The sequence below is a fragment of the Citrobacter sp. KTE151 genome (assembly GCF_000398845.1).
Taxonomy (GTDB): domain Bacteria; phylum Pseudomonadota; class Gammaproteobacteria; order Enterobacterales; family Enterobacteriaceae; genus Citrobacter; species Citrobacter braakii.
The window spans coordinates 1-21,972 of record NZ_KB976066.1 but is presented as its reverse complement, the minus strand read 5'-3'; the positions used below and the strand labels follow the sequence as shown (position 1 = coordinate 21,972).

The 21,972-nt window shown below is 50.2% G+C and carries 35 protein-coding genes and 1 rRNA gene; 30 read left to right on the top strand and 6 right to left on the bottom strand.

Translation table 11 applies throughout. The annotated features are described in order from the left end of the window. Nucleotide 1 precedes the first annotated feature (1 nt). The 23 genes from rplP (at nucleotide 2) to arfA (ending at nucleotide 10,737) form a co-directional block, all read left to right on the top strand. Complete coding sequence (gene rplP, locus WC7_RS04205) at nucleotides 2-412, top strand: 50S ribosomal protein L16 (RefSeq protein ID WP_000941212.1); 411 nt, start codon at nucleotides 2-4, stop codon at nucleotides 410-412. Beyond that, nucleotides 412-603 carry a 50S ribosomal protein L29 gene (gene rpmC, locus WC7_RS04210; RefSeq protein ID WP_000644742.1) on the top strand — a complete coding sequence of 64 codons (192 nt, stop codon included), beginning with the start codon at nucleotides 412-414 and terminating at the stop codon, nucleotides 601-603. Before rplP ends, rpmC begins: the two co-directional genes overlap by 1 nt. Then, nucleotides 603-857, top strand: a complete 255-nt coding sequence (gene rpsQ, locus WC7_RS04215) for a 30S ribosomal protein S17 (protein ID WP_003031120.1) — start codon at nucleotides 603-605, stop codon at nucleotides 855-857. The genes rpmC and rpsQ overlap by 1 nt, the downstream gene beginning before the upstream one ends. A gap of 163 nt (nucleotides 858-1,020) precedes the next feature. Then, nucleotides 1,021-1,392 carry a 50S ribosomal protein L14 gene (rplN, locus tag WC7_RS04220; RefSeq protein WP_000613954.1) on the top strand — a complete coding sequence of 124 codons (372 nt, stop codon included), beginning with the start codon at nucleotides 1,021-1,023 and terminating at the stop codon, nucleotides 1,390-1,392. A 10-nt stretch (nucleotides 1,393-1,402) separates the two neighbouring features. Next, nucleotides 1,403-1,717, top strand: a complete 315-nt coding sequence (gene rplX / locus WC7_RS04225; RefSeq protein ID WP_003031122.1) for a 50S ribosomal protein L24 — start codon at nucleotides 1,403-1,405, stop codon at nucleotides 1,715-1,717. 14 nt (nucleotides 1,718-1,731) lie between these two features. Continuing rightward, a complete protein-coding gene (gene rplE / locus WC7_RS04230) occupies nucleotides 1,732-2,271 on the top strand; it encodes a 50S ribosomal protein L5 (RefSeq protein WP_003031123.1) in 540 nt (179 codons plus the stop codon). Between the two features lie 14 nt (nucleotides 2,272-2,285). Next, nucleotides 2,286-2,591 carry a 30S ribosomal protein S14 gene (gene rpsN / locus WC7_RS04235; protein WP_003031125.1) on the top strand — a complete coding sequence of 102 codons (306 nt, stop codon included), beginning with the start codon at nucleotides 2,286-2,288 and terminating at the stop codon, nucleotides 2,589-2,591. A gap of 30 nt (nucleotides 2,592-2,621) precedes the next feature. Next, nucleotides 2,622-3,014: a 30S ribosomal protein S8 gene (gene rpsH, locus WC7_RS04240; RefSeq protein WP_003031127.1), complete on the top strand. Its 393-nt coding sequence runs from the start codon at nucleotides 2,622-2,624 to the stop codon at nucleotides 3,012-3,014. Between the two features lie 13 nt (nucleotides 3,015-3,027). Then, the gene (rplF, locus tag WC7_RS04245) at nucleotides 3,028-3,561 is read left to right on the top strand and encodes a 50S ribosomal protein L6 (RefSeq protein WP_003031129.1); all 534 of its coding nucleotides are present in this window, start codon (nucleotides 3,028-3,030) and stop codon (nucleotides 3,559-3,561) included. 9 nt (nucleotides 3,562-3,570) lie between these two features. Next, nucleotides 3,571-3,924: a 50S ribosomal protein L18 gene (gene rplR, locus WC7_RS04250; RefSeq protein ID WP_000358960.1), complete on the top strand. Its 354-nt coding sequence runs from the start codon at nucleotides 3,571-3,573 to the stop codon at nucleotides 3,922-3,924. A 14-nt stretch (nucleotides 3,925-3,938) separates the two neighbouring features. Further along, nucleotides 3,939-4,442: a 30S ribosomal protein S5 gene (gene rpsE, locus WC7_RS04255; protein WP_003031131.1), complete on the top strand. Its 504-nt coding sequence runs from the start codon at nucleotides 3,939-3,941 to the stop codon at nucleotides 4,440-4,442. 3 nt (nucleotides 4,443-4,445) lie between these two features. Continuing rightward, nucleotides 4,446-4,625: a 50S ribosomal protein L30 gene (gene rpmD / locus WC7_RS04260; RefSeq protein ID WP_001140434.1), complete on the top strand. Its 180-nt coding sequence runs from the start codon at nucleotides 4,446-4,448 to the stop codon at nucleotides 4,623-4,625. A 3-nt stretch (nucleotides 4,626-4,628) separates the two neighbouring features. Beyond that, entirely contained in the window at nucleotides 4,629-5,063 is a 435-nt protein-coding gene (rplO, locus tag WC7_RS04265) for a 50S ribosomal protein L15 (RefSeq protein WP_003031132.1), read from the top strand. A 7-nt stretch (nucleotides 5,064-5,070) separates the two neighbouring features. Beyond that, entirely contained in the window at nucleotides 5,071-6,402 is a 1,332-nt protein-coding gene (gene secY, locus WC7_RS04270; RefSeq protein WP_001118864.1) for a preprotein translocase subunit SecY, read from the top strand. A gap of 30 nt (nucleotides 6,403-6,432) precedes the next feature. Beyond that, nucleotides 6,433-6,549 carry a 50S ribosomal protein L36 gene (rpmJ, locus tag WC7_RS04275; RefSeq protein ID WP_000868187.1) on the top strand — a complete coding sequence of 39 codons (117 nt, stop codon included), beginning with the start codon at nucleotides 6,433-6,435 and terminating at the stop codon, nucleotides 6,547-6,549. 146 nt (nucleotides 6,550-6,695) lie between these two features. Further along, nucleotides 6,696-7,052 carry a 30S ribosomal protein S13 gene (gene rpsM / locus WC7_RS04280; RefSeq protein ID WP_003031135.1) on the top strand — a complete coding sequence of 119 codons (357 nt, stop codon included), beginning with the start codon at nucleotides 6,696-6,698 and terminating at the stop codon, nucleotides 7,050-7,052. A 16-nt stretch (nucleotides 7,053-7,068) separates the two neighbouring features. Further along, nucleotides 7,069-7,458 carry a 30S ribosomal protein S11 gene (rpsK, locus tag WC7_RS04285; protein ID WP_003031137.1) on the top strand — a complete coding sequence of 130 codons (390 nt, stop codon included), beginning with the start codon at nucleotides 7,069-7,071 and terminating at the stop codon, nucleotides 7,456-7,458. Nucleotides 7,459-7,491: 33 nt separating this feature from the next. Further along, nucleotides 7,492-8,112 (top strand): 30S ribosomal protein S4, encoded by a 621-nt coding sequence (rpsD, locus tag WC7_RS04290; protein ID WP_003031138.1) that lies wholly within the window; start codon nucleotides 7,492-7,494, stop codon nucleotides 8,110-8,112. 25 nt (nucleotides 8,113-8,137) lie between these two features. Beyond that, nucleotides 8,138-9,127, top strand: a complete 990-nt coding sequence (gene rpoA / locus WC7_RS04295; protein WP_003031139.1) for a DNA-directed RNA polymerase subunit alpha — start codon at nucleotides 8,138-8,140, stop codon at nucleotides 9,125-9,127. 40 nt (nucleotides 9,128-9,167) lie between these two features. Then, nucleotides 9,168-9,551: a 50S ribosomal protein L17 gene (rplQ, locus tag WC7_RS04300; RefSeq protein ID WP_001216370.1), complete on the top strand. Its 384-nt coding sequence runs from the start codon at nucleotides 9,168-9,170 to the stop codon at nucleotides 9,549-9,551. Between the two features lie 106 nt (nucleotides 9,552-9,657). Next, on the top strand, nucleotides 9,658-10,026 hold the full coding sequence (locus tag WC7_RS04305) for a DnaJ family domain-containing protein (RefSeq protein ID WP_016154745.1): 369 nt from the start codon (nucleotides 9,658-9,660) through the stop codon (nucleotides 10,024-10,026). A gap of 10 nt (nucleotides 10,027-10,036) precedes the next feature. After that, nucleotides 10,037-10,462: a Zn(2+)-responsive transcriptional regulator gene (gene zntR / locus WC7_RS04310; protein WP_016154744.1), complete on the top strand. Its 426-nt coding sequence runs from the start codon at nucleotides 10,037-10,039 to the stop codon at nucleotides 10,460-10,462. Between the two features lie 56 nt (nucleotides 10,463-10,518). Further along, entirely contained in the window at nucleotides 10,519-10,737 is a 219-nt protein-coding gene (gene arfA / locus WC7_RS04315) for an alternative ribosome-rescue factor ArfA (RefSeq protein ID WP_016154743.1), read from the top strand. Here arfA and mscL read toward each other — a convergent pair. The 5 genes from mscL to def form a co-directional block, all read right to left on the bottom strand. Continuing rightward, on the bottom strand, nucleotides 10,734-11,147 hold the full coding sequence (mscL, locus tag WC7_RS04320; protein WP_016154742.1) for a large-conductance mechanosensitive channel protein MscL: 414 nt from the start codon (nucleotides 11,145-11,147) through the stop codon (nucleotides 10,734-10,736). The genes arfA and mscL overlap by 4 nt on opposite strands. A 141-nt stretch (nucleotides 11,148-11,288) precedes the next feature. Next, complete coding sequence (gene trkA, locus WC7_RS04325) at nucleotides 11,289-12,665, bottom strand: Trk system potassium transporter TrkA (RefSeq protein ID WP_003031153.1); 1,377 nt, start codon at nucleotides 12,663-12,665, stop codon at nucleotides 11,289-11,291. A gap of 21 nt (nucleotides 12,666-12,686) precedes the next feature. Beyond that, nucleotides 12,687-13,976 carry a 16S rRNA (cytosine(967)-C(5))-methyltransferase RsmB gene (rsmB, locus tag WC7_RS04330; RefSeq protein ID WP_016154741.1) on the bottom strand — a complete coding sequence of 430 codons (1,290 nt, stop codon included), beginning with the start codon at nucleotides 13,974-13,976 and terminating at the stop codon, nucleotides 12,687-12,689. Nucleotides 13,977-14,027: 51 nt separating this feature from the next. Further along, on the bottom strand, nucleotides 14,028-14,975 hold the full coding sequence (fmt, locus tag WC7_RS04335; protein WP_016154740.1) for a methionyl-tRNA formyltransferase: 948 nt from the start codon (nucleotides 14,973-14,975) through the stop codon (nucleotides 14,028-14,030). Between the two features lie 14 nt (nucleotides 14,976-14,989). Then, nucleotides 14,990-15,499, bottom strand: a complete 510-nt coding sequence (gene def, locus WC7_RS04340; RefSeq protein ID WP_003031159.1) for a peptide deformylase — start codon at nucleotides 15,497-15,499, stop codon at nucleotides 14,990-14,992. Between the two features lie 129 nt (nucleotides 15,500-15,628). On the opposite strand from def, the gene dprA reads away from it, so the two are divergent. Genes dprA through WC7_RS04370 form a run of 6 tightly spaced genes read left to right on the top strand, consistent with a single transcriptional unit; the run spans nucleotide 15,629 to nucleotide 19,421 of the window. Further along, complete coding sequence (gene dprA, locus WC7_RS04345) at nucleotides 15,629-16,753, top strand: DNA-protecting protein DprA (RefSeq protein WP_016154739.1); 1,125 nt, start codon at nucleotides 15,629-15,631, stop codon at nucleotides 16,751-16,753. Continuing rightward, nucleotides 16,725-17,198, top strand: coding sequence for a DUF494 family protein Smg (smg, locus tag WC7_RS04350; RefSeq protein ID WP_016154738.1), 474 nt, complete (start codon nucleotides 16,725-16,727; stop codon nucleotides 17,196-17,198). Before dprA ends, smg begins: the two co-directional genes overlap by 29 nt. Nucleotides 17,199-17,224: 26 nt before the next feature. Then, on the top strand, nucleotides 17,225-17,767 hold the full coding sequence (locus tag WC7_RS04355) for a DNA topoisomerase family protein (protein ID WP_016154737.1): 543 nt from the start codon (nucleotides 17,225-17,227) through the stop codon (nucleotides 17,765-17,767). Nucleotides 17,768-17,771: 4 nt separating this feature from the next. Next, nucleotides 17,772-18,344, top strand: coding sequence for an L-threonylcarbamoyladenylate synthase type 1 TsaC (gene tsaC, locus WC7_RS04360; protein WP_016154736.1), 573 nt, complete (start codon nucleotides 17,772-17,774; stop codon nucleotides 18,342-18,344). A gap of 1 nt (nucleotide 18,345) precedes the next feature. Continuing rightward, nucleotides 18,346-19,167 (top strand): shikimate dehydrogenase, encoded by an 822-nt coding sequence (gene aroE, locus WC7_RS04365; RefSeq protein ID WP_016154735.1) that lies wholly within the window; start codon nucleotides 18,346-18,348, stop codon nucleotides 19,165-19,167. Beyond that, the gene (locus tag WC7_RS04370; protein ID WP_016154734.1) at nucleotides 19,164-19,421 is read left to right on the top strand and encodes a DUF1488 family protein; all 258 of its coding nucleotides are present in this window, start codon (nucleotides 19,164-19,166) and stop codon (nucleotides 19,419-19,421) included. The genes aroE and WC7_RS04370 overlap by 4 nt, the downstream gene beginning before the upstream one ends. Here the strand turns inward: WC7_RS04370 and WC7_RS04375 are convergent. Next, nucleotides 19,397-19,951, bottom strand: coding sequence for a gamma carbonic anhydrase family protein (locus WC7_RS04375; RefSeq protein ID WP_016154733.1), 555 nt, complete (start codon nucleotides 19,949-19,951; stop codon nucleotides 19,397-19,399). The two genes, WC7_RS04370 and WC7_RS04375, sit on opposite strands and share 25 nt — an antisense overlap. 469 nt (nucleotides 19,952-20,420) lie before the next feature. On the opposite strand from WC7_RS04375, the gene WC7_RS04380 reads away from it, so the two are divergent. Next, nucleotides 20,421-21,962, top strand: a 16S ribosomal RNA gene (locus tag WC7_RS04380). Nucleotides 21,963-21,972: the final 10 nt, after the last annotated feature.

The window sequence follows — 21,972 nt, the reverse complement described above, 5'->3', positions numbered from 1 at the left end:
GATGTTACAACCAAAGCGTACAAAATTCCGTAAAATGCACAAAGGCCGTAACCGCGGTCTGGCGCAGGGTACGGATGTTAGCTTCGGCAGCTTCGGTCTGAAAGCTGTTGGCCGTGGTCGTCTGACTGCCCGTCAGATCGAAGCAGCACGTCGTGCTATGACCCGTGCAGTTAAGCGTCAAGGTAAGATCTGGATCCGTGTATTCCCGGACAAACCGATCACTGAAAAGCCGCTGGCAGTGCGTATGGGTAAAGGTAAAGGTAACGTGGAGTATTGGGTTGCCTTGATTCAGCCGGGTAAAGTCCTGTATGAAATGGACGGCGTACCGGAAGAGCTGGCCCGTGAAGCATTCAAGCTGGCAGCAGCGAAACTGCCGATTAAAACCACCTTTGTAACTAAGACGGTGATGTAATGAAAGCAAAAGAGCTGCGTGAGAAGAGTGTTGAAGAGCTGAACACCGAGCTGCTGAATCTGCTGCGTGAGCAGTTCAACCTGCGTATGCAGGCTGCAAGTGGCCAGCTGCAACAGTCTCACCTGTTGAAGCAAGTGCGTCGTGATGTCGCACGCGTTAAGACTTTACTGACTGAGAAGGCGGGTGCGTAATGACCGATAAAATCCGTACTCTGCAAGGTCGCGTTGTTAGCGATAAAATGGAGAAATCCATCGTTGTTGCTATCGAACGTTTTGTGAAACACCCGATCTACGGTAAATTCATTAAGCGTACGACCAAACTGCACGTACATGACGAGAACAACGAATGCGGTACTGGTGACGTGGTTGAAATCCGCGAATGCCGTCCGCTGTCCAAGACTAAGTCCTGGACGCTGGTTCGCGTTGTAGAGAAAGCCGTTCTGTAATACAGTAGGCATTCTCAACGAATAAACGGCTCAGCGATGAGCCGTTTATTTTTTCTACCCATATCGTTGAAGCGGTGTTATAATGCCGCGCCCCCGATATGGGGCTTTTTTAACGACCTGATTTTCGGGTCTCAGTAGTAGTTGACATTAGCGGAGCACTAAAATGATCCAAGAACAGACTATGCTGAACGTCGCCGACAACTCCGGTGCACGTCGCGTAATGTGTATCAAGGTTCTGGGTGGCTCGCACCGTCGCTACGCAGGCGTCGGCGATATCATCAAGATCACCATCAAGGAAGCAATTCCGCGTGGTAAGGTCAAAAAAGGTGATGTGCTGAAGGCGGTAGTGGTGCGCACCAAGAAGGGTGTTCGTCGCCCGGACGGTTCTGTCATTCGCTTCGATGGTAATGCATGCGTTATTTTAAACAATAACAGCGAGCAACCTATCGGTACGCGTATTTTTGGGCCGGTAACTCGTGAACTTCGTAACGAGAAGTTCATGAAAATTATCTCTCTGGCACCAGAAGTACTCTAAGGAGCGAATCATGGCAGCGAAGATCCGTCGTGATGACGAAGTTATCGTGTTAACCGGTAAAGATAAAGGTAAACGCGGTAAAGTTAAGAATGTCCTGTCTTCCGGCAAGGTCATTGTTGAAGGTATCAACCTGGTTAAGAAACATCAGAAGCCGGTTCCGGCCCTGAACCAACCAGGCGGCATTGTAGAGAAAGAAGCAGCTATTCAGATCTCTAACCTTGCTATCTTCAACGCGGCAACCGGCAAGGCTGACCGTGTAGGCTTTAGATTCGAAGACGGCAAAAAAGTCCGTTTCTTTAAATCTAACAGCGAAACTATCAAGTAATTTGGAGTAGTACGATGGCGAAACTGCATGATTACTACAAAGACGAAGTAGTCGCTAAACTCATGACTGAGTTTAACTACAATTCTGTCATGCAAGTCCCTCGGGTCGAGAAGATCACCCTGAACATGGGTGTTGGTGAAGCGATCGCTGACAAGAAACTGCTGGATAACGCAGCAGCTGACCTGACAGCAATCTCCGGTCAAAAACCGCTGATCACCAAAGCACGCAAATCAGTTGCAGGCTTCAAAATCCGTCAGGGCTATCCGATCGGCTGTAAAGTAACTCTGCGTGGCGAACGCATGTGGGAGTTCTTTGAGCGCCTGATCACTATTGCTGTTCCACGTATCCGTGACTTCCGTGGCTTGTCCGCTAAGTCTTTCGACGGTCGTGGTAACTACAGCATGGGTGTCCGTGAGCAGATCATCTTCCCAGAAATCGACTACGATAAAGTCGACCGCGTGCGTGGTTTGGATATTACCATTACCACTACTGCGAAATCTGATGAAGAAGGCCGTGCTCTGCTGGCTGCCTTTGACTTCCCGTTCCGCAAGTAAGGTAGGGTTACTGAATGGCTAAGCAATCAATGAAAGCACGCGAAGTAAAGCGCGTAGCTTTAGCTGATAAGTACTTCGCAAAACGCGCTGAACTGAAAGCTATTATCTCTGATGTGAACGCGACCGACGAAGATCGTTGGAACGCAGTTCTCAAGCTGCAGTCTCTGCCGCGTGATTCCAGCCCGTCCCGTCAGCGTAACCGCTGCCGTCAAACAGGTCGTCCGCATGGCTATGTGGGCAAGTTCGGGTTGAGCCGTATCAAACTGCGTGAAGCCGCTATGCGCGGTGAAGTACCAGGCTTGAAAAAGGCTAGCTGGTAATTACCAATTGAATCACGGGAGTAAAGACAGATGAGCATGCAAGATCCGATCGCGGATATGCTGACCCGTATCCGTAACGGTCAGGCCGCGAATAAAGCTGCGGTCACCATGCCTTCCTCCAAGCTGAAAGTGGCAATTGCCAACGTGCTGAAGGAAGAAGGTTTTATTGAAGATTTTAAAGTTGAAGGCGACACCAAGCCGGAACTGGAACTTACTCTTAAGTATTTCCAGGGTAAAGCTGTTGTAGAAAGCATTCAGCGTGTCAGTCGCCCAGGTCTGCGCATTTATAAGCGTAAAGACGAGCTGCCGAAAGTTATGGCTGGCATGGGTATCGCAGTTGTTTCTACCTCTAAAGGTGTTATGACTGATCGTGCAGCGCGCCAGGCTGGTCTTGGTGGCGAAATTATCTGCTACGTAGCCTAAATCGGAGGAAAAAATGTCTCGTGTTGCTAAAGCACCGGTCGTTATTCCTGCCGGCGTTGATGTAAAAATCAACGGTCAGGTTATTACGATCAAAGGTAAAAACGGCGAGCTGACTCGTACTCTCAACGATGCTGTTGCAGTAAATCATGCAGATAATGCACTGACCTTCGGTCCGCGTGATGGTTACGCAGATGGATGGGCTCAGGCTGGTACCGCGCGTGCCCTGCTGAATGCAATGGTTGTCGGTGTTACCGAAGGCTTCACTAAGAAGCTACAGCTGGTTGGTGTAGGTTATCGTGCAGCGGTTAAAGGGAATGTAGTAAACCTGGCTTTAGGTTTCTCTCACCCTGTTGACCATCAGCTGCCTGCGGGTATTACTGCAGAATGTCCGTCTCAGACTGAAATCGTGCTGAAAGGCGCTGATAAACAGCTGATCGGTCAGGTTGCAGCAGATCTGCGCGCCTACCGTCGTCCTGAGCCTTATAAAGGCAAGGGTGTTCGTTACGCCGACGAAGTCGTGCGTACCAAAGAGGCTAAGAAGAAGTAAGGTAACACTATGGATAAGAAATCTGCTCGTATCCGTCGTGCGACCCGCGCACGCCGCAAGCTCCAGGAGCTGGGCGCAACTCGCCTGGTGGTACATCGTACCCCGCGTCATATTTACGCACAGGTAATTGCACCGAACGGTTCTGAAGTTCTGGTAGCTGCTTCTACTGTAGAAAAAGCTATCGCTGAACAATTGAAGTACACCGGTAACAAAGACGCTGCTGCAGCTGTAGGTAAAGCTGTTGCTGAACGCGCTCTGGAAAAAGGCATCAAAGATGTTTCTTTTGACCGTTCCGGGTTCCAATATCATGGTCGTGTCCAGGCACTGGCAGATGCTGCCCGTGAAGCTGGCCTTCAGTTCTAAGGTAGAGGTGTAAGATGGCTCACATCGAAAAACAAGCTGGCGAACTGCAGGAAAAGCTGATCGCGGTTAACCGCGTATCTAAAACCGTTAAAGGTGGTCGTATTTTCTCCTTCACAGCTCTGACTGTAGTTGGTGATGGTAACGGTCGCGTTGGTTTTGGTTACGGTAAAGCGCGTGAAGTTCCAGCAGCGATCCAGAAAGCGATGGAAAAAGCCCGTCGCAATATGATTAACGTCGCGCTGAACCACGGCACCCTGCAGCACCCGGTTAAGGGTACTCACACGGGTTCTCGTGTATTCATGCAGCCGGCTTCCGAAGGTACCGGTATCATCGCCGGTGGTGCAATGCGCGCCGTTCTGGAAGTCGCTGGAGTTCGTAACGTTCTGGCTAAAGCGTATGGTTCTACTAACCCGATTAACGTGGTTCGTGCAACTATCGATGGCCTGGAAAATATGAAATCTCCGGAAATGGTCGCTGCCAAGCGTGGTAAATCCGTTGAAGAAATTCTGGGGAAATAAACCATGGCAAAGACTATTAAAATTACTCAAACCCGCAGTGCAATCGGTCGTCTGCCGAAACATAAGGCAACGCTGCTTGGCCTGGGTCTGCGTCGTATTGGTCACACCGTAGAGCGCGAGGATACTCCTGCTGTTCGTGGTATGGTCAACGCGGTTTCCTTCATGGTTAAAGTTGAGGAGTAAGAGATGCGTTTAAATACTCTGTCTCCGGCCGAAGGCTCTAAAAAAGCGGCTCGCCGCCTGGGTCGTGGTATCGGTTCTGGCCTCGGTAAAACCGGTGGTCGTGGTCACAAAGGTCAGAAGTCTCGTTCTGGCGGTGGCGTACGTCGCGGTTTCGAGGGTGGTCAGATGCCTCTGTACCGTCGTCTGCCGAAATTCGGCTTCACTTCACGTAAAGCAGCGATTACAGCCGAAGTTCGTCTGTCTGACCTGGCTAAAGTTGAAGGCGGTGTTGTAGACCTGAACACGCTGAAAGCAGCTAACATTATCGGTATCCAGATCGAGTTCGCGAAAGTGATTCTGGCTGGTGAAGTCACTACTCCGGTAACTGTTCGTGGCCTGCGTGTTACTAAAGGCGCTCGTGCTGCTATCGAAGCTGCTGGCGGTAAAATCGAGGAATAAGTAGCAGATGGCTAAACAACCGGGATTAGATTTTCAAAGTGCCAAAGGTGGCTTAGGCGAGCTGAAACGCAGACTGCTGTTTGTAATCGGCGCGCTGATTGTGTTCCGTATTGGCTCTTTCATTCCGATCCCTGGTATTGATGCCGCTGTACTTGCCAAACTGCTTGAGCAACAGCGAGGCACCATCATTGAAATGTTTAACATGTTCTCTGGTGGTGCTCTCAGCCGTGCTTCTATCTTTGCTCTGGGGATCATGCCGTATATTTCGGCGTCGATTATTATCCAGCTGCTGACGGTGGTTCATCCAACGCTGGCAGAAATTAAGAAAGAAGGGGAGTCTGGTCGTCGTAAGATCAGCCAGTACACCCGCTACGGTACTCTGGTGCTGGCAATATTCCAGTCGATCGGTATTGCTACCGGTCTGCCGAATATGCCTGGTATGCAGGGCCTGGTAATGAATCCAGGCTTTGCATTCTATTTCACCGCTGTTGTAAGTCTGGTTACAGGGACGATGTTCCTGATGTGGTTGGGCGAACAGATTACTGAACGTGGTATCGGCAACGGTATCTCAATCATTATCTTCGCCGGTATTGTCGCGGGACTCCCGCCAGCCATTGCCCATACTATCGAGCAAGCGCGTCAAGGCGACCTGCACTTCCTCGTGTTGCTGTTGGTTGCAGTATTAGTATTTGCAGTGACGTTCTTTGTTGTATTTGTTGAGCGTGGTCAACGCCGCATTGTGGTAAACTACGCGAAACGTCAGCAAGGTCGTCGTGTCTATGCTGCACAGAGCACACATTTACCGCTGAAAGTGAATATGGCGGGGGTAATCCCGGCAATCTTCGCTTCCAGTATTATTCTGTTCCCAGCGACCATCGCGTCATGGTTCGGGGGCGGGACTGGTTGGAACTGGCTGACAACAATTTCGCTGTATTTGCAGCCTGGGCAACCGCTTTATGTGTTACTCTATGCGTCTGCAATCATATTCTTCTGTTTCTTCTACACGGCGTTGGTTTTCAACCCGCGTGAAACAGCAGATAACCTGAAGAAGTCCGGTGCATTTGTACCAGGAATTCGTCCGGGAGAGCAAACGGCGAAGTATATCGATAAAGTAATGACCCGCCTGACTCTGGTTGGTGCGCTCTACATTACCTTTATCTGCCTGATCCCGGAGTTCATGCGTGATGCAATGAAAGTACCGTTCTACTTCGGTGGGACCTCACTGCTTATCGTTGTTGTCGTGATTATGGACTTTATGGCTCAAGTGCAAACTCTGATGATGTCAAGTCAGTACGAGTCTGCATTGAAGAAGGCGAATCTGAAAGGCTACGGCCGTTAACAGTCGCCCGAGAAGTTACGGAGAGTAAAAATGAAAGTTCGTGCTTCCGTCAAGAAATTATGCCGTAACTGCAAAATCGTTAAGCGTGATGGTGTCATCCGTGTGATTTGCAGTGCCGAGCCGAAGCATAAACAGCGTCAAGGCTGATTTATTCGCATATTTTTCTTGCAAAGTTGGGTTGAGCTGGCTAGATTAGCCAGCCAATCTTTTGTATGTCTGTGCGTTTCCATTTGAGTATCCTGAAAACGGGCTTTTCAGCATGGTGCGTACATATTAAATAGTAGGAGTGCATAGTGGCCCGTATAGCAGGCATTAACATTCCTGATCAGAAACATGCTGTGATCGCATTAACTTCGATCTACGGCGTCGGCAAGACCCGTTCTAAAGCCATTCTGGCTGCCGCGGGTATCGCTGAAGATGTTAAGATCAGTGAGCTGTCTGAAGAACAAATCGACACGCTGCGTGACGAAGTTGCCAAATTTGTCGTTGAAGGTGATCTGCGCCGTGAAGTTAGCATGAGCATCAAGCGCCTTATGGACCTTGGTTGCTATCGCGGTTTGCGTCATCGTCGTGGTCTCCCGGTTCGCGGTCAGCGTACCAAGACCAACGCACGTACCCGTAAGGGTCCGCGCAAACCGATCAAGAAATAATCGGGGTGATTGAATAATGGCAAAGGCACCAATTCGTGCACGTAAACGTGTAAGAAAACAAGTCTCTGACGGCGTGGCTCATATCCATGCTTCTTTTAACAACACCATCGTTACCATTACTGATCGTCAGGGTAACGCACTGGGTTGGGCAACAGCCGGTGGTTCCGGTTTCCGTGGTTCTCGCAAATCCACTCCGTTTGCAGCTCAGGTTGCAGCAGAGCGTTGCGCTGAAGCCGTAAAAGAATACGGTATCAAGAATCTGGAAGTTATGGTCAAAGGACCGGGTCCAGGTCGCGAATCTACTGTTCGTGCTCTGAACGCCGCTGGTTTCCGCATCACTAATATTACTGATGTGACTCCGATCCCTCATAACGGTTGTCGTCCGCCGAAAAAACGTCGCGTATAACGCTGTCGTTTCTAGGATTGTTGGAGAAAGAAAATGGCAAGATATTTGGGTCCTAAGCTCAAGCTGAGCCGTCGTGAGGGCACTGACTTATTCCTTAAGTCTGGCGTTCGCGCGATCGATACCAAGTGTAAAATTGAACAAGCTCCTGGCCAGCACGGTGCGCGTAAACCGCGTCTGTCTGACTATGGTGTGCAGTTGCGTGAAAAGCAAAAAGTTCGCCGTATCTACGGTGTGCTGGAGCGTCAGTTCCGTAACTACTACAAAGAAGCAGCACGTCTGAAAGGCAACACCGGTGAAAACCTGTTGGGTCTGCTGGAAGGTCGTCTGGACAACGTTGTATACCGTATGGGCTTCGGTGCCACTCGTGCAGAAGCACGTCAGCTGGTCAGCCATAAAGCAATTATGGTAAACGGTCGTGTTGTTAACATCGCTTCTTATCAGGTTAGTCCGAATGACGTTGTTAGCATTCGTGAGAAAGCGAAGAAGCAGTCTCGCGTGAAAGCCGCTCTGGAGCTGGCTGAGCAGCGTGAAAAGCCAACCTGGCTGGAAGTTGATGCTGGCAAGATGGAAGGTACGTTCAAGCGTAAGCCGGAGCGTTCTGATCTGTCTGCGGACATTAACGAACACCTGATCGTCGAGCTTTACTCCAAGTAAAGCTTAGTACCAAAGAGAGGACACAATGCAGGGTTCTGTGACAGAGTTTCTAAAACCGCGCCTGGTAGATATCGAGCAAGTGAGTTCGACGCACGCCAAGGTGACCCTTGAGCCTTTAGAGCGTGGCTTTGGCCATACTTTGGGTAACGCACTGCGCCGTATTCTGCTCTCATCGATGCCGGGTTGCGCGGTGACCGAGGTTGAGATTGATGGTGTACTACATGAGTACAGCACCAAAGAAGGCGTTCAGGAAGATATCCTGGAAATCCTGCTCAACCTGAAAGGGCTGGCGGTGAGAGTTCAGGGTAAAGATGACGTTATTCTTACCTTGAATAAATCTGGCATTGGCCCTGTGACTGCAGCCGACATTACCCATGATGGTGATGTCGAAATCGTCAAGCCACAGCACGTGATCTGCCACCTGACCGATGAAAATGCATCTATTAGCATGCGTATCAAAGTTCAGCGCGGTCGTGGTTATGTGCCGGCTTCTACCCGAATTCATTCGGAAGAAGATGAGCGCCCAATCGGACGTCTGCTGGTCGACGCATGCTACAGCCCTGTAGAGCGTATTGCCTACAATGTTGAAGCAGCGCGTGTAGAACAGCGTACCGACCTGGACAAGCTGGTCATCGAAATGGAAACCAACGGCACAATCGATCCTGAAGAGGCGATTCGTCGTGCGGCAACCATTCTGGCTGAACAACTTGAAGCTTTCGTTGACTTACGTGATGTACGTCAGCCGGAAGTTAAAGAAGAGAAACCAGAATTCGATCCGATCCTGCTGCGCCCTGTTGACGATCTGGAATTGACTGTCCGCTCTGCTAACTGCCTCAAAGCAGAAGCTATCCACTATATCGGTGATCTGGTACAGCGTACTGAGGTTGAGCTTCTTAAGACGCCTAACCTTGGTAAAAAATCTCTTACTGAGATTAAAGACGTGCTGGCTTCCCGTGGACTGTCTCTGGGCATGCGCCTGGAAAACTGGCCACCGGCAAGCATCGCTGACGAGTAACCGGATCACAGGTTAAGGTTTTACTGAGAAGGATAAGGTCATGCGCCATCGTAAGAGTGGTCGTCAACTGAACCGCAACAGCAGCCATCGCCAGGCTATGTTCCGCAATATGGCAGGTTCACTGGTTCGTCATGAAATCATCAAGACGACTCTGCCGAAAGCGAAAGAGCTGCGTCGCGTAGTTGAGCCGCTGATTACTCTTGCCAAGACTGATAGCGTAGCTAATCGTCGTCTGGCATTCGCCCGCACTCGTGATAACGAGATCGTGGCAAAACTGTTTAACGAACTGGGCCCGCGTTTCGCGAGCCGCGCCGGTGGTTACACTCGCATTCTGAAGTGTGGCTTCCGTGCAGGCGACAACGCGCCGATGGCATACATCGAGCTGGTTGATCGTTCAGAGAAAACAGAAGCTGCTGCAGAGTAATCTGTAGTAACGTAAAAAAACCCGCCTCGGCGGGTTTTTTTATATCCGTCATATCCCCACTTACCTACAATATCTGTACTCTTTTTGTTCATCACTGGAGTGTTGTATGTGGTTACTGCACCAGTGGGCAGAGCGCCATATTATTGATGCACAGTCTAAAGGTGAGTTTGATGGTTTGCCTGGTACAGGAGAACCGTTGGTTCTTGACGATGATTCCCACATTCCGCCTGAACTTCGAGCCGGATTCCGTTTATTAAAAAATGCGGGATGTCTTCCTCCTGAGCTTGAGCAGCGCAGAGAGGCAATACAACTGCTTGAAATACTTGCAGGGATCCGCAAAGATGATCCCCATTATCAGGAAGTGAGTCGAAGACTGTCACTACTGGAACTGAAACTTCGGCAGGCTGGACTCAGCACCGAGTTTTTACACGGTGAATACGCAGATAAGTTACTGCAGAAGATCAACGACGAATAGCGGAGATAGCATGTACCGTATTGGTGAATTAGCGAAACTGGCTGACGTGACGCCTGATACTATCCGCTACTATGAAAAGCAGCAGATGATGGAACATGAAATACGTACAGAAGGCGGGTTTCGTCTCTATACGGAAAGCGATCTTCAGCGTCTAAAGTTTATTCGCTATGCCCGTCAGCTTGGTTTCACTCTGGAATCGATCCGCGAACTGCTTTCGATCCGCATCGATCCCGAACACCATACCTGCCAGGAATCAAAAGGGATCGTCCAGGAAAGATTGCAGGAAGTGGAAGCGAGAATAGCTGAGCTTCAGGCGATGCAACGGTCGCTGCAGCGATTGAATGACGCGTGTTGTGGCAAGGCCCACAGCAGCGTGTACTGCTCTATCCTTGAAGCACTTGAGCAAGGCGCCAGTGGATCTCCATCAGGCTGTTGATTTATTGAACGGTCAGGTCTACACTCGCGGCGTAAATTACGACAACCGGAGGTATTATGAGTCGTTATCAGCACACTAAAGGGCAGATAAAAGATAACGCAATTGAGGCGCTTCTACATGACCCACTGTTCAGGCAGCGCGTTGAGAAAAATAAGAAAGGGAAAGGAAGTTATCTACGTAAAGGTAAACATGGTAATCGGGGTAACTGGGAGGCCAGTGGCAAGAAAGTCATTCACTTTTTTACCACTGGCCTTCTTGTTGCAGTGAGTGCTTAAGAGCGGTTATTCTGTTCTTTCAGCAGGTCACGAATTTCACTCAGCAATACTTCTTCTTTCGATGGCGCCGGCGGTGCTGCTGGCTCTTCCGCTTTTTTACGGTTCAGTTTGTTGATCAGCTTGATTGCCATAAAGATAGCAAACGCAACAATAACGAAATCAAAGATATTCTGAATAAATACACCGTAATGCATAACGACTGCAGGGATATCTCCCTGTGCATCACGTAGTGTTAAAGCAAACTGTTTAAAATCAATTCCACCAATTAACAACCCCAGCGGCGGCATGATGATATCGGCAACCAGTGATGAAACAATCTTCCCAAATGCCGCACCAATAATGACACCCACTGCCAAATCGACAACATTCCCGCGCATCGCGAATTCACGAAATTCTTTAATAATGCTCATCTTATTCTCCCTATGCAGCTGACGTTTATAAGTTTAACAAATGTTTAGGCAATTTCCATTTATGTATTGCCTAAATAGAAATTTATTAAACCATGAAAAATAAAGGGAAATAATTTAGGCGCAGTTTCAGCGCCCAAATTATTACAGGAAGAACGGACTTGGCTGGAATAGTCGCTCGACGTCGGTAATAAACTTTTTATCTGTCAGGAACATAATTACGTGATCGCCCTGTTCAATACGCAGGTTATCATTGGCAATCATCACATCGTTACCACGCACAACGGCGCCAATAATGGTTCCTGGTGGAAGTTTAATTTCATCAATTGAGCGACCCACAACCCGTGACGTCGTTTCATCACCGTGTGCAACGGCTTCAATGGCTTCCGCGACGCCACGGCGCAGTGAAGATACACCAACAATATCCGCTTTACGCACATGACTGAGCAGCGCAGAGATGGTTGCCTGCTGCGGTGAAATCGCAATATCGATCACGCTGCCTTGCACCAGATCGACGTATGCTCTGCGTTGGATCAACACCATCACTTTCTTGGCACCCATCCGCTTGGCAAGCATCGCCGACATGATATTCGCTTCATCATCGTTGGTTACCGCAATGAACAGATCAACCTGATCGATATGTTCTTCCGCCAGCAGCTCTTGATCCGAGGCATCACCAAAAAAGACGATCGTATTTTGCAGTTTCTCTGCAAGCTCGGATGCGCGCTGTTGATTACGTTCAATCAGTTTGACGCTGTAATCTTTTTCTAGTCGCCGTGCCAGCCCGGCGCCAATATTACCACCGCCCACTAACATAATGCGTTTGTAAGGCTTTTCCAGACGCTGTAATTCGCTCATTACGGCGCGAATATGCTGTGAGGCCGCGATGAAGAAAACTTCATCACCCGCTTCAACAATGGTAGAACCTTGCGGACGGATCGGTCGGTCATGACGGAAAATCGCCGCAACGCGGGTATCGATGTGCGGCATATGCTCACGCATTGTCGACAGCGCATTACCAATCAGCGGCCCACCGTAATAGGCTTTCACCACGGCCAGGCTGACTTTTCCTTCGGCAAAATTCACTACCTGCAATGCGCCCGGATATTCAATCAGGCGATAAATGCTATCGATAACCAGTTGCTCAGGCGCAATCAGGTGATCGATAGGCACCGCATCAGATTGAAATAGCTTGTCCGCATCACGAACGTAATCCGGTGAACGAATACGAGCGATACGATTAGGCGTGTTAAACAGTGAATAAGCTACCTGGCAGGCAACCATATTTGTTTCATCTGAGCTGGTTACGGCAACCAGCATATCGGCATCGTCAGCACCGGCTTCACGTAGAACGCGGGGATGCGAACCATGCCCTTGCACGACACGGAGATCAAACTTGTCCTGCAGGCTACGCAGGCGCTCACCATTGGTATCGACTACCGTGATATCGTTGTTCTCTCCGACCAGGTTTTCAGCCAGCGTACCGCCAACTTGCCCTGCACCCAGAATGATAATTTTCATCAGTCGCGACCCGTTATCTCATCACTTTTTGATTAGCTTAGCGTAAAAGAAGCCATCACCATCTTCCGCACTCGGTAAATTCTGACGTCCAGGTTTTTCCGGCGTACCGGTTACGCTTAATACCGCATCTGGCGTGCGCGCAAGGAAGGCGGCAATTTGCTGTTGGTTTTCTTCTGGCAGGATAGAGCAGGTTGCATAAACCAGCGTGCCGCCAGGTTTAAGATGTGGCCAGGTTGCATTCAGGATTTCAGCCTGCAACTGGGCAAGTTCAGCAATATCCCGGTCGCGACGCAGCCATTTGATATCCGGATGGCGACGGATCACTCCGGTGGCAGAACACGGAGCGTCCAGCAAAATACGGTCAAACTGTTGTTCACCGCACCACTGCTGTGGATAGCGGCCATCACCCTGTTTTACGGTTGCCTTCATACCCAGACGTTTTAGATTGTCGAAAACGCGCGATAAGCGTTTTTCATCAACATCGACAGCCATTACGTTAGCGTGCGGAGCAACTTCCAGAATGTGAGTGGTTTTGCCCCCCGGCGCACAGCATAGGTCGAGGATCTGTTCACCGTCCTCCGGCAACAGATAATTTATGCATCCTTGAGCGGAAGCATCCTGGACGGTTACCCAGCCTTCATCAAAACCAGGGAGGGCGTGCACAGGAGCTGGCGTTTCCAGACGCACTGCATCCGGGTAATCTGGATGCGGGAAACCGGTTAATCCCGCTTCGGTCAGCAGGTCCAGCCAGGCATCGCGCGTATGATGGTTACGATTGACACGTAACCACATCGGCGGTCGCTGGTTATTGGCTTCAAGAATGGCTTCCCACTGCTGCGGATAAGCGGTCTTAATACGTTTCACCAGCCAGGAGGGGTGTAAGAAACGTAAATCGCTTTGAGAGAATTCAGCCAGTAGCTCTTCTTGACGGCGCTGAAACTGGCGCAGCACGCCGTTGATCAGCCCTTTAAGCTGCGGACGCTTAATAACGACCGCGCCTTCTACGGTCTCTGCCAAAGCAGCATGCGGTGGAATACGAGTATGCAGCAGTTGGTAGAAGCCCACCATGATCAGATAGTGAACAGTGCGCTGTTTGCCCGTCATTGGACGTTCCATCAACTGCTGGATCATCCACTCCAGTTGGGAGAGTGTACGCAACACGCCGAAGCAAAGCTCCTGCAACAGTGCTTTGTCTTTATCGGCAACTTTTTGCTGCATGGCGGGCAGCACGTTGCTTAATGATTGTCCCTTTTCGACAACCTGTTCGACGGCCTGGGCCGCCATACTGCGTAAATTAAGATGTTTTTTCATAAGCGCAAAAATAAAAATGCCCGGAGATACCGGGCTTAAAGAGATGAACCGTCATACCAGACGGTTACCGGGTACAAACCATTCCCGGCGCGAATTAAGCAGATCCTGCGCGCTCATGGCTTTTTTACCGGCAGGTTGCAAAGAGACGAGATTCAGGATGCCGTCGCCCGTTGCGACCTGGATACCCTGTTTTGTCGCCTCAAGAATAGTGCCTGGTGCGGCCTGTGTGTTCGCTGTAATAACCGTAGCTTGCCAGACTTTCACTGGCTGGCCGTCGATTTCAAGCCAACTCATTGGCCACGGGTTAAAGGCGCGGATGCAGCGCTCCAACTGAGCGGCTGAAAGCGACCAGTCGATACGGGCCTCTTCTTTGCTGAGTTTTTCTGCATGCGTAACCAGTGATTCATCTTGTACAACGGGTTTTATGGTGCCAGTCGCCAGCTGTTTTAGCGTTTCAATCAGCCCCTGAGGTCCTAAATCTGCCAGCTTATCGTATAACGAACCGCTGGTATCTTCTGCAGTTATCGGGCAGGACAGCTTAAGCAGCATATCACCGGTGTCGAGGCCAACATCCATCTGCATGATGGTCACACCAGTTTCGGCGTCGCCTGCCCACAGTGAGCGCTGGATTGGGGCTGCGCCACGCCAGCGTGGAAGCAGGGAACCGTGAACGTTGATACAACCCAGACGCGGCATTTCCAGTACGGCTTTTGGCAGAATCAGACCATATGCTACCACCACCATCACGTCTGCGCGTAAATCAGCAACCAGCTGCTGGTTTTCCTGAGGACGAAGAGAGACTGGTTGGAAAACCGGTATCCCTTTTTCTTCCGCCAGCACTTTTACCGGGCTGGGCATCAGCTTTTTACCGCGTCCCGCTGGGCGGTCCGGTTGGGTAAACACGCCAACGACGTTATGTCCAGAAGACAACAGCGCGTCGAGATGACGCGCTGCAAAGTCAGGTGTACCCGCAAAAATAATACGTAGTGAGTCTGACACGTTGATTCTTGTCCTTAAGCTCGGGCGTTCAGGCGGTCGAGTTTTTCAACTTTCTGACGAATGCGTTGTTGCTTCAACGGAGACAGATAATCGATAAACAGTTTACCGACCAGGTGATCCATTTCATGTTGAATGCAGATAGCCAGCAGGCCATCGGCTTCCAGTTCAAAAGATTTGCCGTTGCGATCGAGCGCACGAATTTTTACTTTCTCTGCGCGCGGTACTAACGCACGCTGTTCGGGAATAGACAGGCAGCCTTCTTCAATACCTGTTTCGCCGTCTTTTTCCAGCAGCTCTGGGTTAATGAGTACCAACTGCTCGTCGCGATTTTCAGAGACATCAATAACAATGATGCGCTGATGAATATCGACCTGAGTTGCTGCCAGACCGATACCTTCTTCGGCGTACATCGTTTCGAACATATCATCAACGATACGCTGAATTTCTGCATTCACTTCTTCGACCGGTTTTGCGACTTTGCGAAGGCGCTCGTCCGGAATATGTAACACTTGCAAAACTGACATAGTTATCCAGAGTTGTGTTCAGGAGTTGAAAAGATTATTACCTCTATTCTAGACAAAACCCCCTCTGATTGACAGCATCAGTGACCAATCGCAAAGATTGCCAGGACTGCTTGTGGCAGGGGAACAGGGATGACCAAAATCGAAATTTGGCTACGTTTAGCACAAGTGAATGAACTGTATGGTGATGAGATGGTGCGCGTTGCCCACTGGCTCAATACTCAGCCGTGTATTAACAACGTGGTACTTCATCATGCTGGGCTCTCTCCCCGCCAGGCCCGGCGCTTTTTAACCTTTCCAGATCAGACGCTGGAAAAAACGCTGCGCTGGCTTGAACAGCCCAACCATCATTTTGTGGTTGCCGACAGCGAGCATTATCCGGCACAGCTCCGTGCAATTGAGGATTATCCTGGGGTGCTTTTTGTGGCAGGAAATCCCATATGCCTTAGCTCGTTTCAGGTTGCCGTCGTCGGTAGCCGACAGCACTCCTGGTATGGTGAACGCTGGGGGCGGCTGTTTTGTGAAAAGCTGGCAGCATGCGGCGTGACGATCACCAGCGGCCTGGCCCGGGGGATTGATGGTGTGGCGCACAATGCTGCGATAAACCGAGAAGGTACGAGTATTGCGGTGCTGGGAAATGGGCTTGAGACCATTCATCCACGACAGCATTTCAGTCTGGCTAAACGACTGATTGAGGCTGGAGGCGCACTGGTGTCTGAGTTCCCATTAGATACGCTTCCTTTGCCGCGCAATTTTCCCCGACGAAATCGCATTATTAGTGGTCTAAGTAAAGGAGTCCTGGTTGTAGAAGCTGCTCAGCGTAGCGGGTCACTGGCCACTGCGCGTTGTGCACTGGAACAAGGGCGGGAGGTTTTTGCGTTGCCTGGACCGATTGGGAGTCCGGGAAGTGAAGGTCCACATTGGCTTATTCAGCAGGGAGCCACGCTTGTGACGGCCCCAGAAGAAATTCTGGAAAATTTGCAATATGGGTTGCAATGGTTGCCAGATGAACCTGAAAAATCAATTTATTCGCCAGATCACGAAGAGGTGGCATTGCCATTTCCGGAGCTCCTGGCTAACGTAGGAGATGAGGTAACACCTGTTGACGTCGTCGCTGAACGTGCCGGCCAACCTGTGCCAGAGGTAGTGGCTCAACTGCTCGAACTGGAGTTAGCAGGATGGATCGCAGCTGTACCCGGCGGCTATGTCCGATTGAGGAGGGCATGCCATGTTCGACGTACTAATGTATTTGTTTGAGACATATATCCATAACGAAGCTGAGCTGCGTGTGGATCAGGACAAACTGGAACGGGATCTTACCGACGCTGGTTTTGATCGTGAAGACATCTACAACGCGTTACTTTGGCTGGAAAACCTTGCTGATTATCAGGATGGTCTTGCCGAACCTATGCAACTGGCATCCGATCCTCTTTCTATACGTATTTATACCGCAGAAGAGTGCGAACGACTGGATGCAAGCTGTAGAGGGTTCCTGCTATTCCTGGAACAGATTCAGGTGCTAAACCTCGAAACACGAGAAATGGTCATTGAGCGCGTACTCGCGCTGGATACGGCAGAGTTCGATCTGGAAGACCTGAAGTGGGTGATCCTGATGGTGCTTTTCAATATTCCAGGTTGTGAAAATGCCTATCAGCAAATGGAAGAATTACTCTTTGAAGTGAATGAAGGTATGCTGCATTAATCAATCTTCATTCAGTATGAGTTGTTATGGCTAAATCAGCACTGTTTACGGTGCGTAAAAACGAGCCCTGCCCACAATGCGGGGCTGAACTGGTTATTCGTTCCGGGAAACACGGTCCGTTTCTCGGTTGTTCACACTATCCAGAATGCGATTACATCCGTCCGTTGAAATCTTCCGCGGACGGACATATTGTCAAAGTTCTGGAGGGTAAGCTTTGTCCTGCATGTGGCGCCGAGCTGGTGCTGAGACAGGGAAGATTCGGGATGTTTATTGGATGCAGCGATTATCCAACGTGTGAACACACCGAACTTATCGACAAGCCAGATGAAACAGCAATAGTCTGTCCTCAATGCCAGACTGGCCACTTGGTCCAGCGGCGTTCCCGTTATGGCAAAACGTTTTACTCCTGCGATCGCTATCCGGAGTGCCAGTTTGTCATTAACTTCAAACCGTTAGCCGGAGAGTGTCCTGAGTGCCATTATCCGCTACTCATCGAAAAGAAAACCGCGCAGGGTGTGAAGCATTTCTGTGCCAGTAAACAATGTGGAAAGCCGTTCTCGGCGGAATAAAAAAGTGAATAATAACCTGCCCACAGGCCCTATCGCTGCTGCGATAGCGGTTCTGAAACAAGAAAAAGTCATCGCCTATCCAACAGAAGCTGTATTTGGTGTCGGCTGCGATCCCGACAGCGAAACGGCTGTTACCCGTCTGTTGGCGCTAAAACAACGCCCAGTCGATAAAGGCTTAATTTTGATTGCGGCAAATTTTGACCAGCTCAAGCCCTATATTGACGATAGCACGCTTACAGATGCTCAACGTGAGGCTGTGTTCGCTCGCTGGCCTGGTCCTGTCACCTTCGTTTTCCCTGCGCCTGCGACTACGCCTCGTTGGTTGACCGGTCGTTTTGACTCGCTGGCCGTGCGAGTCACCGATCATCCGCTGGTGGTTGCATTGTGCCAGGCTTATGGCAAACCGTTAGTCTCCACCAGTGCTAATTTGAGTGGCTTACCGCCTTGCAGAACGGTAGAGGAAGTCCGCGCGCAGTTTGGTACAGACTTTCCCGTAGTTGAAGGGGAGACCGGAGGGCGTTTGAATCCTTCGGAGATCCGTGATGCTCTGACCGGTGAACAGTTTCGACAGGGGTAATATGAAAGAAGCCTATGCTGTTTTTGGTAATCCGATAGCGCACAGTAAATCGCCCTTTATTCATCAGCAATTTGCAGAGCAGTTGAAAATTGATCATTCCTATGGACGTGTACTGGCACCTATCAATGATTTTGTGAATACGCTGAATGCCTTTTTTGCTGAGGGCGGGAAGGGGGCAAATGTCACTGTGCCTTTTAAGGAAGAGGCGTTTGCGCGTGCCGATGAATTAACGGAGCGGGCATCGCTTGCTGGAGCGGTCAACACTCTTAAACGACTTGAGGATGGGCGTTTACTGGGAGATAACACGGATGGTATCGGCTTATTAAGCGATCTTGAACGTTTATCTTTCATTCGCCCCGGATCGCGAGTTCTGTTGATTGGTGCCGGTGGCGCATCCCGTGGGGTTTTATTACCTCTTCTTTCTCTGGATTGTGCGGTAACCATCGTTAACCGTACTGCTTCGCGCGCAGAAGAACTGGCACAAATCTTCTCCCATACCGGCAGCGTGCAGGCGGTGGGTATGGACGAGCTTGATAATTACAGTTTTGATTTAATTATTAATGCGACATCCAGCGGAATTAGCGGTGAGGTACCAGCCATTCCGACATCGCTTATTCACTCATCTGTCTATTGCTATGACATGTTTTATCAGCAAGGGAATACACCGTTCCTTTCCTGGTGTGCTGAACATGGGGCGAAACAGTATGCCGATGGTCTGGGGATGCTGGTGGGACAAGCAGCGCACGCCGTTTTACTCTGGCATGGTGTATTGCCACAGATTGAGCCCGTCATCAAAAGCATGCAACAGGAAATGTCGGCATGAATCAGGCGATCCAGTTTCCCGATCGAGAAGAATGGCGGACGGATATTAGCGCCGTTGTTTTCCCGGCGTTGGTCCATGGTATGCAGTTAACATGTGCTATATCAGGAGAAACGTTGGCGTCCCGCTTTGGCGGTTGCACGCCTGAACAATGCCTGGAAACCTTTCAACAGCATCGCTGGGACCTGGAAGAAGAGGCCGAAGCATTGATCCAGGACCAGCAGGAAGACTCTCAGGGTTGGGTTTGGTTACTCTGATTTAAATACTCATCTTTCCATTTAACGTAGTTGTTAGCAGAGTATTTTAAGCCTGCTTTCTCTTCGTCACTTAATGGCCGGATCTGTTTAACCGGACTACCCAGGTACAGATATCCACTCTCCAGGCGTTTGTTTTGCGGCACCAGGCTTCCTGCCCCAATCATAACGTCGTCTTCTACCACTACGCCGTCCAGTAAAATTGATCCCATACCGACCAATACGCGGTTGCCAACGATGCAGCCGTGTAGCATGACTTTATGACCGACCGTCACATCCTCACCCACGATCAATGGATTACCTTGCGGATTAGATGTGGATTTATGTGTGACATGGAGAACGCTGCCGTCCTGAATGTTTGTACGGGCGCCGATTTGTACATAGTTGACGTCGCCACGAATCGCAACCAACGGCCAAATCCCGACGTCATCAGCCAAACGAGTATCACCAATGACGACGCTACTGGTGTCGATCATCACGCGTTTTCCGATCTGTGGGAAAAGATCCTTATAAGGACGTAATACATCAGACATGTTTACCTCAATGAAAATAGAGCAGTAATGAAGACTTTGGTTGGATTATTGAGACTGTGCAAGTGATTTAGCTATCAAAAATCAGCCAAATTGCGCAGGAATATAGCGAAAGGGGTGAAAAACAAGCACTCAGCAAAAAAGATCCAAAAAATACTTGTGCTAAAAAATGGGATCCCTATAATGCGCCTCCATCGACACGGCGGATGTGAATCACTTCACGCAAACAGCCGGTTCGGTTGAAGAGAAAAACCTGAAAATGAGGGTTGACTCTGAAAGAGGAAAGCGTAATATACGCCACCTCGCGACAGAGCGCTAAAGCGCGTCGCAACTGCTCTTTAACAATTTATCAGACAATCTGTGTGGGCACTCGAAGATACGGATTCTTAACGTCGCAAGACGAAAAATGAATACCAAGTCTCTGAGTGAACACGTAATTCATTACGAAGTTTAATTCACGAGCATCAAACTTAAATTGAAGAGTTTGATCATGGCTCAGATTGAACGCTGGCGGCAGGCCTAACACATGCAAGTCGAACGGTAGCACAGAGGAGCTTGCTCCTTGGGTGACGAGTGGCGGACGGGGGAGTAATGTCTGGGAAACTGCCCGATGGAGGGGGATAACTACTGGAAACGGTAGCTAATACCGCATAACGTCGCAAGACCAAAGAGGGGGACCTTCGGGCCTCTTGCCATCGGATGTGCCCAGATGGGATTAGCTAGTAGGTGGGGTAACGGCTCACCTAGGCGACGATCCCTAGCTGGTCTGAGAGGATGACCAGCCACACTGGAACTGAGACACGGTCCAGACTCCTACGGGAGGCAGCAGTGGGGAATATTGCACAATGGGCGCAAGCCTGATGCAGCCATGCCGCGTGTATGAAGAAGGCCTTCGGGTTGTAAAGTACTTTCAGCGAGGAGGAAGGCGTTGTGGTTAATAACCGCAGCAATTGACGTTACTCGCAGAAGAAGCACCGGCTAACTCCGTGCCAGCAGCCGCGGTAATACGGAGGGTGCAAGCGTTAATCGGAATTACTGGGCGTAAAGCGCACGCAGGCGGTCTGTCAAGTCGGATGTGAAATCCCCGGGCTCAACCTGGGAACTGCATCCGAAACTGGCAGGCTAGAGTCTTGTAGAGGGGGGTAGAATTCCAGGTGTAGCGGTGAAATGCGTAGAGATCTGGAGGAATACCGGTGGCGAAGGCGGCCCCCTGGACAAAGACTGACGCTCAGGTGCGAAAGCGTGGGGAGCAAACAGGATTAGATACCCTGGTAGTCCACGCCGTAAACGATGTCGACTTGGAGGTTGTGCCCTTGAGGCGTGGCTTCCGGAGCTAACGCGTTAAGTCGACCGCCTGGGGAGTACGGCCGCAAGGTTAAAACTCAAATGAATTGACGGGGGCCCGCACAAGCGGTGGAGCATGTGGTTTAATTCGATGCAACGCGAAGAACCTTACCTACTCTTGACATCCAGAGAAGTTTGCAGAGATGCGAACGTGCCTTCGGGAGCTCTGAGACAGGTGCTGCATGGCTGTCGTCAGCTCGTGTTGTGAAATGTTGGGTTAAGTCCCGCAACGAGCGCAACCCTTATCCTTTGTTGCCAGCGGTCCGGTCGGGAACTCAAAGGAGACTGCCAGTGATAAACTGGAGGAAGGTGGGGATGACGTCAAGTCATCATGGCCCTTACGAGTAGGGCTACACACGTGCTACAATGGCATATACAAAGAGAAGCGACCTCGCGAGAGCAAGCGGACCTCATAAAGTATGTCGTAGTCCGGATTGGAGTCTGCAACTCGACTCCATGAAGTCGGAATCGCTAGTAATCGTGGATCAGAATGCCACGGTGAATACGTTCCCGGGCCTTGTACACACCGCCCGTCACACCATGGGAGTGGGTTGCAAAAGAAGTAGGTAGCTTAACCTTCGGGAGGGCGCTTACCACTTTGTGATTCATGACTGGGGTGAAGTCGTAACAAGGTAACCGTAGGGGAACCTGCGGTTGGATCACCTCCTTACCTTAAAGAA

Bases quoted from the DNA above. Each gene is read 5' to 3' on its own strand.
- rpoA (WP_003031139.1), top strand. From the start codon at position 8,138: ATGCAGGGTTCTGTGACAGAGTTTCTAAAACCGCGCCTGGTAGATATC.
- arfA (WP_016154743.1), top strand. From the start codon at position 10,519: ATGAGTCGTTATCAGCACACTAAAGGGCAGATAAAAGATAACGCAATT.
- def (WP_003031159.1), bottom strand. From the start codon at position 15,499: ATGTCAGTTTTGCAAGTGTTACATATTCCGGACGAGCGCCTTCGCAAA.
- rpmD (WP_001140434.1), top strand. From the start codon at position 4,446: ATGGCAAAGACTATTAAAATTACTCAAACCCGCAGTGCAATCGGTCGT.
- rplP (WP_000941212.1), top strand. From the start codon at position 2: ATGTTACAACCAAAGCGTACAAAATTCCGTAAAATGCACAAAGGCCGT.
- rpsQ (WP_003031120.1), top strand. From the start codon at position 603: ATGACCGATAAAATCCGTACTCTGCAAGGTCGCGTTGTTAGCGATAAA.
- WC7_RS04375 (WP_016154733.1), bottom strand. From the start codon at position 19,951: ATGTCTGATGTATTACGTCCTTATAAGGATCTTTTCCCACAGATCGGA.
- rplX (WP_003031122.1), top strand. From the start codon at position 1,403: ATGGCAGCGAAGATCCGTCGTGATGACGAAGTTATCGTGTTAACCGGT.
- rplE (WP_003031123.1), top strand. From the start codon at position 1,732: ATGGCGAAACTGCATGATTACTACAAAGACGAAGTAGTCGCTAAACTC.
- aroE (WP_016154735.1), top strand. From the start codon at position 18,346: ATGAAAGAAGCCTATGCTGTTTTTGGTAATCCGATAGCGCACAGTAAA.
- rpmJ (WP_000868187.1), top strand. From the start codon at position 6,433: ATGAAAGTTCGTGCTTCCGTCAAGAAATTATGCCGTAACTGCAAAATC.
- rsmB (WP_016154741.1), bottom strand. From the start codon at position 13,976: ATGAAAAAACATCTTAATTTACGCAGTATGGCGGCCCAGGCCGTCGAA.
- WC7_RS04305 (WP_016154745.1), top strand. From the start codon at position 9,658: ATGTGGTTACTGCACCAGTGGGCAGAGCGCCATATTATTGATGCACAG.
- rpsD (WP_003031138.1), top strand. From the start codon at position 7,492: ATGGCAAGATATTTGGGTCCTAAGCTCAAGCTGAGCCGTCGTGAGGGC.
- trkA (WP_003031153.1), bottom strand. From the start codon at position 12,665: ATGAAAATTATCATTCTGGGTGCAGGGCAAGTTGGCGGTACGCTGGCT.
- rpsK (WP_003031137.1), top strand. From the start codon at position 7,069: ATGGCAAAGGCACCAATTCGTGCACGTAAACGTGTAAGAAAACAAGTC.
- rpsH (WP_003031127.1), top strand. From the start codon at position 2,622: ATGAGCATGCAAGATCCGATCGCGGATATGCTGACCCGTATCCGTAAC.
- rplF (WP_003031129.1), top strand. From the start codon at position 3,028: ATGTCTCGTGTTGCTAAAGCACCGGTCGTTATTCCTGCCGGCGTTGAT.
- rpsN (WP_003031125.1), top strand. From the start codon at position 2,286: ATGGCTAAGCAATCAATGAAAGCACGCGAAGTAAAGCGCGTAGCTTTA.
- zntR (WP_016154744.1), top strand. From the start codon at position 10,037: ATGTACCGTATTGGTGAATTAGCGAAACTGGCTGACGTGACGCCTGAT.
- rplN (WP_000613954.1), top strand. From the start codon at position 1,021: ATGATCCAAGAACAGACTATGCTGAACGTCGCCGACAACTCCGGTGCA.
- dprA (WP_016154739.1), top strand. From the start codon at position 15,629: ATGACCAAAATCGAAATTTGGCTACGTTTAGCACAAGTGAATGAACTG.
- WC7_RS04355 (WP_016154737.1), top strand. From the start codon at position 17,225: ATGGCTAAATCAGCACTGTTTACGGTGCGTAAAAACGAGCCCTGCCCA.
- rplR (WP_000358960.1), top strand. From the start codon at position 3,571: ATGGATAAGAAATCTGCTCGTATCCGTCGTGCGACCCGCGCACGCCGC.
- rplQ (WP_001216370.1), top strand. From the start codon at position 9,168: ATGCGCCATCGTAAGAGTGGTCGTCAACTGAACCGCAACAGCAGCCAT.
- rplO (WP_003031132.1), top strand. From the start codon at position 4,629: ATGCGTTTAAATACTCTGTCTCCGGCCGAAGGCTCTAAAAAAGCGGCT.
- secY (WP_001118864.1), top strand. From the start codon at position 5,071: ATGGCTAAACAACCGGGATTAGATTTTCAAAGTGCCAAAGGTGGCTTA.
- mscL (WP_016154742.1), bottom strand. From the start codon at position 11,147: ATGAGCATTATTAAAGAATTTCGTGAATTCGCGATGCGCGGGAATGTT.
- smg (WP_016154738.1), top strand. From the start codon at position 16,725: ATGTTCGACGTACTAATGTATTTGTTTGAGACATATATCCATAACGAA.
- rpsE (WP_003031131.1), top strand. From the start codon at position 3,939: ATGGCTCACATCGAAAAACAAGCTGGCGAACTGCAGGAAAAGCTGATC.
- WC7_RS04370 (WP_016154734.1), top strand. From the start codon at position 19,164: ATGAATCAGGCGATCCAGTTTCCCGATCGAGAAGAATGGCGGACGGAT.
- rpmC (WP_000644742.1), top strand. From the start codon at position 412: ATGAAAGCAAAAGAGCTGCGTGAGAAGAGTGTTGAAGAGCTGAACACC.